The sequence below is a fragment of the Sphingopyxis sp. genome (genome assembly GCF_041916015.1).
Classification (GTDB): domain Bacteria; phylum Pseudomonadota; class Alphaproteobacteria; order Sphingomonadales; family Sphingomonadaceae; genus Sphingopyxis.
On the sequence record NZ_JAYSAH010000054.1, the window covers coordinates 1 to 14,235 of the forward strand.

The 14,235-nt window shown below is 64.5% G+C and carries 10 protein-coding genes and 1 tRNA gene; 10 read left to right on the top strand and 1 reads right to left on the bottom strand.

The window, feature by feature from the left end:
- The 4 genes from ACE3SL_RS08755 to ACE3SL_RS08770 form a co-directional block, all read left to right on the top strand.
- Positions 1 to 333, top strand: a 333-nt coding sequence (locus tag ACE3SL_RS08755) for a hypothetical protein (RefSeq protein ID WP_374525353.1), incomplete at its 5' end; no start/stop codon positions are given.
- A gap of 536 nt (positions 334 to 869) precedes the next feature.
- The gene (locus ACE3SL_RS08760) at positions 870 to 1,142 is read left to right on the top strand and encodes a DUF3489 domain-containing protein (RefSeq protein ID WP_325545167.1); all 273 of its coding nucleotides are present in this window, start codon (positions 870 to 872) and stop codon (positions 1,140 to 1,142) included.
- The gene (locus ACE3SL_RS08765) at positions 1,142 to 1,540 is read left to right on the top strand and encodes a DUF2924 domain-containing protein (protein ID WP_374525354.1); all 399 of its coding nucleotides are present in this window, start codon (positions 1,142 to 1,144) and stop codon (positions 1,538 to 1,540) included. The genes ACE3SL_RS08760 and ACE3SL_RS08765 overlap by 1 nt, the downstream gene beginning before the upstream one ends.
- The gene (locus ACE3SL_RS08770) at positions 1,537 to 3,192 is read left to right on the top strand and encodes a recombinase family protein (protein WP_374525355.1); all 1,656 of its coding nucleotides are present in this window, start codon (positions 1,537 to 1,539) and stop codon (positions 3,190 to 3,192) included. The genes ACE3SL_RS08765 and ACE3SL_RS08770 overlap by 4 nt, the downstream gene beginning before the upstream one ends.
- A gap of 217 nt (positions 3,193 to 3,409) precedes the next feature.
- Here ACE3SL_RS08770 and ACE3SL_RS08775 read toward each other — a convergent pair.
- Positions 3,410 to 3,496 (bottom strand) — tRNA-Leu (locus ACE3SL_RS08775).
- A gap of 307 nt (positions 3,497 to 3,803) precedes the next feature.
- On the opposite strand from ACE3SL_RS08775, the gene ACE3SL_RS08780 reads away from it, so the two are divergent.
- From ACE3SL_RS08780 to gspF, 6 genes are all read left to right on the top strand, one after another.
- The gene (locus ACE3SL_RS08780) at positions 3,804 to 5,429 is read left to right on the top strand and encodes a hypothetical protein (RefSeq protein ID WP_374525356.1); all 1,626 of its coding nucleotides are present in this window, start codon (positions 3,804 to 3,806) and stop codon (positions 5,427 to 5,429) included.
- 95 nt (positions 5,430 to 5,524) lie between these two features.
- Complete coding sequence (locus ACE3SL_RS08785) at positions 5,525 to 8,260, top strand: TonB-dependent receptor domain-containing protein (RefSeq protein WP_374525357.1); 2,736 nt, start codon at positions 5,525 to 5,527, stop codon at positions 8,258 to 8,260.
- Positions 8,261 to 8,434: 174 nt separating this feature from the next.
- Entirely contained in the window at positions 8,435 to 9,316 is an 882-nt protein-coding gene (locus ACE3SL_RS08790; RefSeq protein ID WP_374525358.1) for a type II secretion system protein N, read from the top strand.
- Positions 9,317 to 9,320: 4 nt separating this feature from the next.
- Positions 9,321 to 11,531 (top strand): type II secretion system secretin GspD, encoded by a 2,211-nt coding sequence (gene gspD / locus ACE3SL_RS08795; RefSeq protein WP_374525359.1) that lies wholly within the window; start codon positions 9,321 to 9,323, stop codon positions 11,529 to 11,531.
- On the top strand, positions 11,528 to 13,021 hold the full coding sequence (gspE, locus tag ACE3SL_RS08800; RefSeq protein ID WP_374525360.1) for a type II secretion system ATPase GspE: 1,494 nt from the start codon (positions 11,528 to 11,530) through the stop codon (positions 13,019 to 13,021). The genes gspD and gspE overlap by 4 nt, the downstream gene beginning before the upstream one ends.
- On the top strand, positions 13,014 to 14,231 hold the full coding sequence (gspF, locus tag ACE3SL_RS08805) for a type II secretion system inner membrane protein GspF (protein ID WP_374525361.1): 1,218 nt from the start codon (positions 13,014 to 13,016) through the stop codon (positions 14,229 to 14,231). Before gspE ends, gspF begins: the two co-directional genes overlap by 8 nt.
- Positions 14,232 to 14,235 lie beyond the last annotated feature (4 nt).

The following is a 14,235-nucleotide window of genomic DNA, read 5'->3' on the forward strand; positions in this document are numbered from 1 at the left end:
CAGCTCGATCTCGAACGTAAAGAACTGAGGAAATTGCTGAAGCTAGCCGGCGAGCGCGAGCAGCTTGCCAGCCTGTCGGCGGCACGCACCGAAGACATGTTCCGAGAGGCGCAGTCGGTCGGCTTGCTTCCTCCCGGCCAGGCGGGGTATGGCTTAACGGCGTCGATCTCCTGCATCATCCGATATTCCTCGACGACCAGCGGTTTCGCCTCCAGGCGGCCGAAGCCGGAAGCCCGGACCTTCCGCTGCTCATGTATGTCTTTCTGCGACGCCGGTTGGGCAACAGCCGGACGTCGGCTCCTGACAAGAGCTGCCGTTCATCGTGTCACATAGGAACGGCAGAGATGCCCCAGAGCCGGTCGAAAATGCCTCAGCTAACGAATGTCCGCTTGCAAGCTCGAGGAAGTCCCAATCGAACGGCGACAGACGATGCGCAAAGCCGCCTTCTATCTAGAAATATCGCGCGACAACTGGAGCAATCTTTGCGCTCCCTCCAGAAGTGAATTTATCGCGTCGATCGTATCTGCGACGTCGGCGTCCGACAGTCGGGGATTTTGACCCACCACCGCATGTTCGTGGGCATCTTCGAGGCAGGCAGTGAGGTCCGCGAAAATTTTTGTGCGTCGCCCGGAGAGTGATTTGCTCGCTTTCGCCATACCTGCCGACACGCGCCATTTCGTCTCGCAAGTCCAGACGCAGCTTTTTCGACCGCGCGACTATTCCGCTGGACTGTGGTCGCAGTTCGAGCATTGGTGATCGCGGCGAACGGGAACGGACCGTATCGAAATAGCCGCGGAATCCAGGATCTGGCGGCCTTGGGTCAGTGGAAGCGACTCGATCATGCGTCGCTGCCATGAAGGAGACCCACGATGTCCGACAATAACTCTACCGAGCGAACGCCGTCGAAGGCCAGCATCGTCGAAGCCATGCTGACCAAGGCGCCTGGCGCTACGATTGCTGACATGAATGCTGCTACCGGTTGGCAGCTGCATAGTTGCCGGGCCTTTCTCACCGGCCTTCGGAAGAAGGGAAAAGTCATCGAACGCACGAAGCGGAAAGATGGAAGCAGCTGCTATCGGATCGTTCGGCCCCGCAAAGCTGTTGCTGACCTCCCGGCTGCGGCCGGTGAGGATCAGGTCTGATGGCGAAGCCGCGGCTCGATCTGGGCAGTGTCGATGATCTGAATCTCGCGGGCGCGAAGGAGTGGTGGGTCCGCCTGTACCGCGAACCTGCACCCTCGCTTTCGCTTCAACTTCTCAAGTTCGGCATCGCTTACCGCATCCAGATCAGGGCTGCGGGGATCTCCGAGCCGAAAATGCCGCGGCGCCAGCGAGATCGGGGCAGGGGAAAGCCGATCCCGCGCAACCTTGCTCCCGGTACCCGTCTCGTCCGGGACTGGCATGGCGTCGGTCATGTCGTCACGGTCGTCGATAACGGATTTGAATATGAGGGGCGGCATTGGTCTTCGCTTACCGCCATTGCCCGAGCCATCACCGGCGGGAAATGGTCCGGGCCACGCTTCTTCGGCCTGCCGGCATGACGGTGGCCGGAAAGATCGTGCGCTGTGCAATCTACACGCGCAAATCCACGGAAGATGGGCTCGAGCAGGAGTTCAACAGCCTGCATGCACAGCGAGAAGCCTGCGAAGCCTATATCCTGAGCCAGCGCCACGAGGGTTGGACGCTGATTTCCGATGACTATGATGACGGAGGCTTCTCAGGCGGCTCGATGGCGCGGCCGGGATTGCAGAGGCTGCTGGCCGATGTCGAAACCGGGAGGGTGGACGTCATTGTTGTCTACAAGGTCGATCGCCTGACCCGGAGCCTCGCGGACTTCGCCAAGATTGTCGAACGCCTCGATGCAAAGGAAGCGAGCTTTGTCTCGGTGACGCAGGCCTTCAATACCACGACCAGCATGGGCCGACTGACGCTGAACGTCCTGCTGAGCTTTGCCCAGTTCGAGCGTGAGGTCACCAGCGAGCGTATCCGGGACAAGATTGCCGCTTCCAAGAAGAAGGGACTCTGGATGGGAGGGCCTGTCCCCCTCGGCTATGTCGTCAAGGATCGGAAGCTTGTGGTCGAACCGACAGAGGCGGAGCAGGTCCGGCATATCATGCGGCGCTATGTCGGGAGCGGATCATCGACCATACTGCTCGCCGTCCTCGCCGCCGATGGAGTCCGCACCAAGGTCCAGCGTCAGACCAGTGGTCCGCATCGCGGCGGCATCCCGTTCGCGCGAGGGAGCCTGTTCCACCTTCTCAAGAATCCCGTCTATCGGGGTATGATCGTTCACAAGGGCGAGGCCTATCCCGGGGAGCACGAGCCGATCGTCGATGAGGAGTTGTGGAACGAGGTCCAGAGCCGACTTGCAGAAAAAGCGCCTCCCCGGAAGCGCAGCACCAACCGGCAGCAGGACGCCTTCTTCCTCGATCGCCTGTTCGATCCTGGCGGGCGACCCATGGTCATCGACTATTCGGTGAATGGTGTTCGCCGTTATCGTTATTATCAATCCCGTCGCGACCTCGTTCGCAAGGCGGGCGCGAACGTGACACGCATCTCGGTCGGCGTTCTGGAACAATATATTGTTGGACATCTGAGCGCCCTGCTCGGAGATCAGCATCAGCTCCGGCGCATCTCGGGTATCACGGACGGCGCGCGCCTCGCTTTGTTGTTGGCAAATGCCGATCGGTTCCTCCACGAACTCGGAGACCCATCCAGCCGAGAAGCGGCGGTTCGTTCGCTGGTGAAAAGGGTTCAGATCAATACCGCAGATGTTGCTGTCCGCATTGGCGCTGACGTGCTGGTCGGCGATGGCGATGATGCAGCTGATTGGGATCTCATATTGGCATCGCTGCCACGGAAGCCATTCCGCGAGGCCAAGTTGATGATCTCCGCAGATGATGGCCAAAAGTTCGCGCGTGATGAAAAGCTTGTCGAGCTGATCTCGGAAGCCGTCGAAACAAGAGCGCTTGTGATGGCGTCGCCTGACCTTGCGCTGCACAAGCTTGCCGAGAGGGAAGGGCGGTGCCGAAAGCAGATGACACAGCTCCTCAAGCTCAGCTGGCTCTCACCGAAAATCGTCGACGGAATCATGCGGGGCAGCCATCCGCCGAGCCTGACGCGAAAGCAGCTCATGGCTATCGAACTTTCGCCTAGCTGGTCTGAACAGGAGCGACTTCTGAGATTCCGCTAGGCGGAAATCTGATGCACACTGTGATGCCGAACGCCCGCCCATTGAGGTGGGTTTTTTGTGACCGGAGACTGTAGCGCGTTTCCGGGGATGTTTTGCGAGGAGAAGAAGGTCTCTCGCCCCAATCGGTTGGAGCCCACTCCGAAAGTCGTGCGGAACCGCGCCGCTTTGCGGCTCGGCTCTTTCACCTGACTAGAATTGACAGTCCTGCAAGACTGTATGGTGCGGTCGAGAAGACTCGAACTTCCACGGCCTTTCGGCCACAACGACCTCAACGTTGCGCGTCTACCAGTTCCGCCACGACCGCACATCATGATGGTCCGGCGGGGCCGGCACCAGGTAGGAGCGGGCGCCTAGCAAAGCTTTTCGGGCGATGCAAGCGAGCTGTCCGCTTTTATTTTGCTGCGGGCGCGAAGGCGCACTGCCGAGCCTTTGGCCGATGTCATCGAACCGACTCCAAAGAGTCATCTATCTGTCATCGCTCTGGCGTCAGACCGTCATCGAATCACCCTAGTGGCGGCGTCACCGGGGGCGGGGCGGCACTTGATCCTCCTTCGTTCGCCGGTGGTTTTTTAGCAGCGCCCTGGATGCGCACACCGGGAACGGAGACTTTCATGGCGGCTTTCGCACGCGTTCGTTTGATCATGCTTACCAGTGTGGCCTGTTCCACCCTTGCCGCGTGCGGTGCCGACGATGTCGCGTCGCCGGGCGGCGGCGGCACGATCATCATCAACCCGACGCCGACTCCCACGCCGACGCCGACCCCTACGCCGACTCCCACGCCGTCCGTGTCGCCCGCGGCGGGCTGCCCGACGATCTCCGATCCGAAGGGTCTGACCGACAGCGGCACGATCACCAACGCGGCCGTGGGTTCTTTCCGCGTCTGTACATTGCCTTCGGTGATCGACAAGAGCATCACCCTGCCCAAAATTGCCGGTCTGGTCTATCGCATCAATGGCCGCGTCGATGTCGGCACCGACAAGGGGGCGACCACCACCGGGACCACCAATACCGTGCTGACCATCGAGCCCGGCGTTATCCTTTACGGCGAATCAGGCCCGTCGTGGCTGAACGTTACGCGCGGCAACTCGATCCAGGCGGTAGGCACCCCGACGAAACCGATCATCTTCACCAGCCGCGACAACGTTCAGGGGCTCAACACCGAGAATTCGTCGGGTCAGTGGGGCGGCGTCGTGCTGAGCGGGCGCGCGCAGATCACCGACTGCGCCGCCACCGGCGCGGCTCCGGGCACGACCGCCTGCGAGCGTCAGACCGAAGGCGCCGTCGACCCCGCGCTCTACGGCGGCGCAAACAACAGCGAATCGAGTGGCCGGATGAGCTATTTCCAGATCCGCTATTCGGGTTATGTGCTGTCGGCGAACAGCGAGCTTCAGTCGCTGACGCTCCAGGGCGTCGGCTCGGGTACGCAGATCGACCACTTCATGTCGTACAACAGCTCGGACGACGCGATCGAGGTGTTCGGCGGTCATGCTCATGTGAAGCATTTCATCGCGGTCGGCGCCGAGGACGACAATCTCGATACCGATGTCGGCACCAAATCGAACTGGCAATATGGCATCGTCGTCCAGCGCCCGAACATCGGCGACGCGCTGATCGAGGCCGACACCGACAATACGGTCGACGGTAACAATCCGCGCCAGAACACCCGCGTGTCGAACTTCGTCTTCTATCAGAATTCGACCAACACCTCGTCGGATCAGGCGTCGATCCTGCTGCGCGGCGGTACCGACTATGGCGTATACAACTCGGTCGTCGTCAGCCCGAACAACAGTTGTCTGCGCATCAGCCGTGCGCAGACCGCGTCGGGCACGCAGAACGCCGCGGTCGACGAGTTCGGCGCGCCGATCTTCCGCTCGGTCCTGATGCAGTGCTCGGGCACCAAATATATCGGCAGCAACAGCGTCACCGCGGCCGAGGTGCAGGCGATCTTCGGTTCGGGAACGAACGGCAACAACGACGCCTATACGCCGACGCTGACCAGCCTCTATATCAACGGCGCGACCGAAACCGCGGTGAGCCCGTTCGATGTCTCGACGCTCAATGGCCAGACGTTCAACGGCATCGAGCTGACCCGCGCCGGCTTCTTCGACAAGCCGACCTATATCGGCGCGGTCAAGGATGCCAGCGACACCTGGTATCAGGGCTGGACCTGCAACAGCGGCACCGCCGACTTCGGCACCGGCAACTCGGGTCTCTGCACCTCGCTGCCGACCAGCTGAGACCTCTTGCTTCGAGGGGAGGGAGCGGCGCCTGCCGCTCCCTCCCGCATATTTTCAGAATTTCAGGGTTTTCAGGAACCTAAGGGGTAGTCGTCATGTCCAAGCCGATGCGGCTCGTCAGCATGTTGTTGATTTCCACGGCGCTCGTCGCGCCCGCCGCGGCGATGGCGCAGGCGGGGCCCGCTGCGGAAACGCCGGCGCCGGAGGCGGGTGCGGCGGCTGAGGCCGACACGGCACCGGCGGATGACACCGACGTTTCGATCCCCGGCGCCGACATCGTCGTCACCGGCCGCCGCAACGCCAATATCGAGCGCACCGCGCCGCAGGTCGTCTCGGTCCTCGGCGCCGCCGACATCGCGCGCACGGGCGAGGGCAATATCGCGGGCGCGCTCGGCCGCGTCACCGGGCTCAGCGTCGTCGGCAATGGCTTCGTCTATGTCCGTGGCCTCGGCGACCGTTATTCGCTTGCGCTCTTGAACGGTTCGCCGCTGCCGAGTCCCGAACCGCTGAAGCGCGTCGTCCCGCTCGATATCTTTCCGTCCAGCATCATCGCCTCTTCGCTCGTCCAGAAAAGCTATTCGGCGAACTTCCCCGGCGAGTTCGGCGGCGGCGTGATCAACCTGACGACCAAGGCCGTCCCGCGCGAGCCGTTTCTCCAGATCGGAGGCCAGATCGGCGGCAATTCGGAAACGACGGGCCAGCTCGGCTATACCTATTATGGCACGGGCAGCGACTGGACCGGCTTCGGCGACGGCGGTCGCAGCCTGCCACCCGCCTATGCTGCGTGGCGCGCGTCGGGGCTTCGCATCAACGATCCCGGCGTCAACCAGCAGGCGATCGCCGGCCAGTTCGTCACCGCGCGCAACGCGCTGCTCCAGCGCAACGACAATATGCCCGTCAACTGGGGCGCGAACGTCACCGGCGGCAAGGCGTGGGATCTTGGCGTGACCGAGATCGGCCTGATCGCAACCGCGGGCTATACCAACAAGTGGCGCAGCCGTGACGTGACGCAGCAGACCGCGAATGCGTCCGACCTGTCGTCACTCAACTCCAACGTCCGCCGCGTCATTACCGACAATCGCGTGGTTGCCAACGCATTGATCGGGCTCAGCGCCGAGTTCGGCGAGAACAAGGTGCGCTGGACCAACCTCTATATCCGCGACACGATCAAGCAGGCGCGCCTCGGCGCCGAGGATCGCCCCGATACCGCCGACGCCAACCCGGGCGTCAGTTTCCAGTATCAGGATACTGCATGGTTCGCGCGCCAGCTGATCGACACGCAGTTCGTCGGCGAGTTCAAGCCCTATGATGACCTTAGCGTCGATGTGCGTGCGGGCTATGCCAATTCGCAGCGCGAGGCGCCGTTCGAATTGAGCTTTCTCTACAGCCGCTCGAACAGCCCGACCGATCCCTACGGCCAGTTCTTCACCAACACGCTCAACACCGGCCAGCGTCCGGGCAGCGCGACGATCGCCTTCTCCGATCTCAACGAGAATCTCTATTCGGCGGGGATCGACTTCACCTACGAGGTCACGCCGCGCGTGAAGGCGGTTTACGGCTATGCCTATAGCGACACCAATCGCGTCACGGAGCGCCGCGACTTCCTGTTCCAGGGCAACAACAATATCCCGCTCGGCGTCTCGCTGCTGCGGCCCGATCTGCTCCTGTCGCAGACTGTGATCTGCTTCCCGCCGCTCGATCCGCCGGTCGATCCCAACTGCCCGGCGAATCCCAGCCCGACCGGCATCAGTCTCGTGGACAGCACCGGCTCCAACCCGACCTTCCGCGCGATCCTGCGCAATCATGCGGCCTATTTCCAGCTTCAGGCCGATCTGCTCGACCAGCTCAACGTCAACATCGGCGCGCGCTATGAAACGGCGGTCGAACGGGTGTCGCCGGTTCAGGTTTATGACGTCAGCCCGACACTGCCGCCGGCAACCAACCTCAGCCGCGACTATCTGCTCCCCGCCGCGACGCTGACATATGAGATCCAGCCGCAGATGCAGGTCCGTTTGAGCGCGTCGAAGACGATCGCGCGGCCGCAATTCCGCGAACTGGTGTTCCAGACCTATTACGACCCCGACACCAACCGCACCTTCCAGGGTAACCCGCAGCTGGTCGATAGCCAGCTTTATAATGCCGAAGGCCGCTTCGAATGGTATTTCGCGCCCGAACAGCGCGTGTCGATCGGCGGCTTCTGGAAGAAGATCAAGAATCCGATCGAAACCTATGCCAGCTTCGACGGCAACAGCGTGACCACGCGTTTCGCCAACGCGCCCGAGGCGACGCTTTACGGCGCCGAGTTCGAGATCCAGAAATATTTCGACCTCAGCGGCTGGGGGGAGCTCTTCGCGAGCCGCCGCGGCGTCTTCATCGGCAACTATACCTGGTCCAAATCGAAGCTGAAGGTCGGCGCCGACGATCCGGTCCGCGCCTTCCCCTTCACGGGGGCCACGCTGGCGAGCCAGTTCTTCCGCGATGGCGCCCCGCTTACAGGGCAGTCGGATCATCTGGCGAACGTCGAATTGGGACTGGAAGACACCGAAAAGCTTTCGCAGCAGACGATCCTGATTTCCTACGCGTCCGATCGCGTCACCCGGCGGGGTCCGTCGGGCCAGCCCGACATCTTCGAGCGCCCCGGCTTCCAGATCGATTTCGTCGCGCGCCAGGGCATCATGCTGACAGGCAAGGCGTTCGAGCTGAAGTTCGAGGCCCGCAACATTTTGGGCACCAAGTATAAGGAAATGCAGCAGAGCGGTGACAACACCATCTACTACAACCTGTACAAGCCCGGCACGACCTTCTCGCTCAGCGGGTCGGTGAAGTTCTGACAGGTCCCTTGCGCTCCATCCCGGTTCGCACCGGGATGGAGTCTGCGACCGGCCGTTGGCGGGCGGACTCGCCCCTCTGTCAAAAAACTGTAATCTCTTCGTCAGCTGATTGTCACCGATCGCCCCTAGGCGATTCGCGAGACGCTTTTCGGTCTGGGGGACAGGGACGAATTCATGGCAGTGCTGATGACCGGATCGGCCCTTCGGCCGCCGCGCGCGCTGCCTTCGTGGCTGCGCGGCAGCAAAAGGTCGCCGCGCGACGTGGCGCCGCTGCTGCTTGTCGGCCTGCTGGGTGTTGCGCTGATCTGGCAGGCGGTCAGCCTGTTCTGGACGCTGGTCGTGCCGCTTTCGCCGCTCGGTGCATGGCAGCCGCAGACGGCGGTCATCGCTTCGCCGGCTGAACGTCGCGCGCTGTTTGCGAGCATCGATCCCTTCTTCCGCGGTGGGGCGCAGGGCCCCGCGGCCGCTACGGTCACCTCGGCGGGCCTGACCTTGTTCGGGATCAACATCAACGAAGCGACCGGCGGCGGCTCGGCGATCATCGCGGGCGAGGACGGGGTGCAGAACAGCTATGCCGTCGGCGACGAAATCGCGCCGGGGCTCAAGCTCGTCGGCGTCGCTTTCGACCATGTGCTGCTCGACCGTGGCGGCACGCGGGAAAGCCTGTTCCTCGACCAGAGCGGCGAGGCGCCGGTCGCATCGCCTGCAACGCCGCTGCCCGCGCCGACGCCCGAACCGGGCGGTGCCGCCGGGGCCGCCTCGCCCGGCGGTGAATTGTCGCCCGCCGCGCTCAAGGCCGGTGTCGGCTTCGCGCCACGGACCGAAAACGGCAAGGTCACCGGCCTCGTCGTCCAGCCGCAGGGCGATGGCGCGGTGTTCCGCGCTGCCGGGTTGAAACCCGGCGACGTTATCCGTTCGGTGAGCGGCCGTCCGATCGGTTCGGCCGCCGACGCCGCCAGCCTTGCCAGCCAGCTCACGCCGGGTGCGCGTATCTCGCTCGAGGTCGAGCGCGGCGCCAGCGTCGTCCCCGTCGCCATCTTCCTCTCGAAGCAATAGGTTTATGCGTTTCAAACTGTCCCTGATGCTCGCCGCCGCGCTCGTTTCCGCGACTCCCGGACCGGCTTTCGCGCAATATACGCTGAACGTCCGCGACGCCGATATCCGCGCCTTCATCCAGGATGCGGCGCGGATCACCGGGCGTACTTTCGTGATCGACGGGCGTGTCAACGGCAAGGTGTCGGTCGTCACCGACCGGCCGCTGTCGCGCAGCGAATATTTCGAGATTTTCCTATCGACGCTGCGCTCGAACGGGCTCGTCGCGGTGCCCGGCCCGAATGGTGCCTATCGCATCCAGCCGATCGACGGCGCGGCATCGCAGCCGGGGCGGATCGGCAGCAACCGTGCGGCACAGAACCAGTTCGTCACCGAAATCATCCGCCTCAAGCATATCGATGCGGTTGCGGCGGTCGAAACGTTGCGCCCGCTGGTCAGTCCGCAGGGCTCGCTCACCGCGAACCGCAACGCCAACAGCCTCGTCGTCGCCGATTTCGCCGACAATATCCGCCGCATCCGCACGCTTGCCGCGAGCATCGACCGCGACAGTTCGTCGAGCCAGATCGTGACGTTGAAGAACGCCGGCGCGCGCGAGATCGCCGCCGCGCTCACCGCGCTCGTTCCGGCGGCGGGCGAAGGCGCGCGGGCGCCGATCGCGATCGTGCCGATCGACAGCAGCAACGCGATCGCCCTGCGTGGCGACCAGGCGCTCGTCGCGCGCTTCGTGTCGATGGCACATGATCTCGACGCCAAGGCGGCGGGCGGGACCGAACTCCGCGTCTATTGGCTCGAACATGCCAATGCCGAAACATTGCTGCCGACCTTGCAGCAACTCGTCGGCGGGGGCAGCGATCCCGCGCAGAAAGCAGGCCTGCCGCCCGCGTCTTCTTCCTCTTCGACGGCGGGCGGCAGCACGCCGGCACCCACGGCCGCGCCCGCAGCCGCCACGCCGACCTCGGTCAGCGGTTCGGGCGGCAGCATCGCGACGCGCGGCCCCGCGATCGTCACGCGTTACGAGGGCGCGAACGCGATCATCGTCGCGGCGAACAGCGAAGTACAGCGGATGCTCGGCGAGCTGATCCGCCAGCTCGACAGCCGCCGTGAACAGGTGCTGGTCGAGGCAATCGTCGTCGAGATCGGCGACGATGCCGCGAAGCGGCTCGGCGTCCAGTTCCTGCTCGGCGGGAAGAATATTCCCTTCGTCGCGACCAACTACAGCAATGCCCAGCCGAATATCTTCACGCTCGGCGGGGCCTATGCGGCGACCAAGCTCACCGAGGACAAGACTACGGTCGATGGCACGACCACGGTGACGCAGACGTCGAGCGCGCTCGGCAGCACGCTGCAGGATGCGGCGGCGGCGTCGCTGCTGTCGGCGACCGGCGGCTTTGCGGGCTTCGCGGGGGATATCGGCAAGAACACGATCTTCGGCGCGATTATCAACGCGGTGAAATCGGATACGACGTCGAACCTGCTCGCGACCCCGCATATCGTGACGCTCGACAATCAGGCCGCGAAATTCCTCGTCGGGCAGGAAGTGCCGATCACCACCGGCGAGGCGCTGAGCAAGAATTTCGACAATGCCTTTCGCACCGTCCAGCGCGAGGAGGTCGGCATCAAGCTGGAAGTGACGCCGCAGGTGAACGGCGCGGGTGAGGTGAAGCTGTTCCTCCGCCAGGAAGTGTCGAGCGTCGCCGGGCCGGTATCGTCGCGCAACAGCGATCTCATCCTCAACAAGCGCTCGTTCGAGACGGTGCTGACCGTCGATGATGGCGAGATTCTCGCGATCGGCGGCCTGCTCAACGACGACGAGCGCAAGACGATCGAACGCATTCCGCTGCTCAGCGACATTCCGCTGATCGGCGAGCTGTTCAAGTCGCGCAGCCGTTCGCGCTCGAAGACCAACCTGATGGTCTTCATCCGCCCGACGGTGCTGCGCAATCGCGAGGACAATGCCGCGCTGACCGCGCGCCGTTACGGCTATATCCGCGATTTCCAGCTCCAGCGGAACCCCGACGAGGAGCCCGCGATCGACACGCTGGTGCGCGACTATATGGGGACGACCCCGCCGATTCCGGCCGCGCCGAGCGCGAGCGACGTGACCGTCGGCCCGGTCGATCTCCCGGCGCTGCGTGGACAGGGGGGCACCGTCACGCCCGCCGACGTTCCGCCCTCGATCTCGCAAGCGCCTGCTCCCCCCGCCGGAGAGCATCAGTGAGCGACTCCGAACCGGCCGCGCCGCCCGCGGCGCCGGTCGATATTCCCTATGGCTTCGCGCGCGCGCATGGCGTCGTGATCGCGGAGGACGAGCGCGGGGGCTGGCTCGCGACCTTGCGCGAAGGCAGCGATCCTGCGGTGTTGATCGAGGTGAAGCGCTATCTTGCGGCGCCGATCCGCGTTGCGACCGCGAACCCGGCGGACTTCGACCGGCTCCTTTCCGACCATTATGCCGTCGATGCCTCGGCGGCGGCGATGGCGGGGACAGTGGGGGGCAGCGACCTGGAACTCGGCATCCCGAGCGCGGAGGATCTGCTCGACAGCGCCGACGATGCCCCGGCGATCCGCCTGATCAACGCGATCATCGCCGAAGCGGTGCGGCAAGGGGTCAGCGACATCCATATCGAGCCCTATGAAAGCGGGCTCGTGGTGCGGATGCGGACCGATGGCGTGCTGCGCGAGCATCTGCGTATGCCACCGCACGTCGCGCCGGTCGTCGTCAGCCGCATCAAGGTCATGGCGCGGCTCGACATCGCCGAGCGCCGCGTGCCGCAGGACGGGCGTATCGCGTTGACACTGGCGGGCAAGGCGGTCGACGTCCGCGTTTCGACCTTGCCGAGCCGCGCGGGCGAGCGCGTGGTGATGCGTATCCTCGACAAGGACACGGCGGGGATCGACTTCGACGTGCTTGGCCTGTCGGGAGAGGCCGACCGTATTTTGCGCGAAGCATTGGCGGAGCCCAACGGGATCATCCTCGTCACCGGCCCGACCGGATCGGGCAAGACGACGACGCTCTATGCCGCGCTCAAGCAATTGAACGACGGGCAGCGCAACATCCTGACCGTCGAGGACCCGGTCGAATATGCTGTCGATGGCATCGGCCAGACGCAGGTCAATGCCAAGGTCGGGCTCGATTTCGCTGCAGGGTTGCGTGCGATCCTGCGTCAGGACCCCGACGTCGTTATGGTCGGCGAAATCCGCGACCGCGAAACGGCGGACATTGCGGTGCAGGCGTCGCTCACCGGCCACCTCGTGCTCTCGACCGTCCACACCAACGACGCGGTCGGCGCGATCACGCGCCTCAAGGACCTCAAGGTCGAACCCTTCCTGCTCGCCTCGACCCTGCGCGCGGTGCTCGCGCAGCGGCTCGTCCGCAAGCTTTGCGAGCATTGCCGCGAGCCGGTGCAGGCCGACAACAGTATCGCCGCAGTCCTCGGCCTCGACATCGGCACGGTCGTGTGGCGGCCGAAGGGTTGCGACCAGTGCGGCCATACCGGCTTCAAGGGCCGCATCGGCGTGTTCGAGGCGATCAAGGTCGACGAGACGGTGCGCCGCTATATCTACGCTGGCGGCGACGAGGCGATGATCGCGAAACATGCGTTCCTGAAGGCGCCGACGCTCGCCAGCGCGGCGCGCGCGATGGTTGCGAAGGGGCTGACGACGCCCGAGGAGGCGATCCGCATCGCGCGGCGCGAAGATGTCGATGCCTGATTATCGCTATGTGGCGATCGATCCGCAGGGCCGCGAGCGCAAGGGGCGGCTGACCGCCGCGAACGACGATGCTGCGCGCGCCGGACTGATCGCGCGAAAATTCCATATCGTCGCGGTCGAGGAGGCGGGAGCGAAGCCCGCGGCTGGCCGCTCGCTGCTCGCCTTTCGCCGGAACAAGCTGTCGTCGAAGGAACTGGCGCTGTTCACGCGCCAGCTCGCGACGCTGGTCGAGGTCGCGCCGCTCGAAGAGGCGCTGCGCACGCTCACGCGACAGAGCGAGGCCGAAAGCGCTCGCGCGGTGATCGGCGATGTCCACGCGGGATTGCTCGAAGGACGCCGCCTCGCCGACGCGATGGCGCGCCAGCCGGACAGCTTTCCGCCGCTCTATCGCGCGATGGTCGCGGCGGGCGAGACCACGGGCAGCCTGACGACGATCCTTGCGCGGCTCGCCGACCTGCTCGAACGTCAGGCCGAGGTGCAGGGCAAGCTGATCGCGGCGCTCGCCTATCCGGTCGTTCTCGCTTTCGTCGCGATCGGCGTCGTCGCGGCGCTGATGATCTTCGTCGTCCCGCGCGTCGTCGAGCAGTTCGACGATGTTGGGCAGCAGCTTCCGTTCCTGACCCGCGCGGTGATCGCGATTTCCGGCTTCGCGGCCAACTGGTGGTGGCTGGCGCTGCTGCTGATCGCTGCCGCCGTCTTCGGCTGGGTCAGCGCGATGCGACGTCCGGGTTTCAAGGCGGCGGTCGATGCGCGGCTGCTGCGCCTGCCGCTGATCGGGCGGCTGCTCCGCGACCTGTATGCCGCACGCTTCGCGCGCACCCTCTCGACCATGGTGTCGAGCCGCCTGCCGCTCGTCGAGGGGCTGCGGCTCACCGTGCCGACGATCCGCAACGGCGCGCTCGCGGCGGCCACCGCGGCAATCGTCGATCAGGTGCGCGCGGGCGGCAGCCTGTCGGCCGCGCTCCGCGACGCCGGGGTCTTCCCGCCGCTGCTGGTTTACATGACCGCCAGCGGTGAAAGCGCCGGGCGGCTGGAGCAGATGCTCGAGCGCGCCGCCGACTATCTCGAACGCGAGTTCGACCGTTTCACCGCCGCGTCGATGGCCCTTCTCGAACCTGTCATAATTGTCGTTATGGGGTCGTGCGTCGCCCTCATCATCCTCTCCATCCTGCTTCCGATCCTCCAGTTGCAGAACCTTGCGGGACTATAATAAT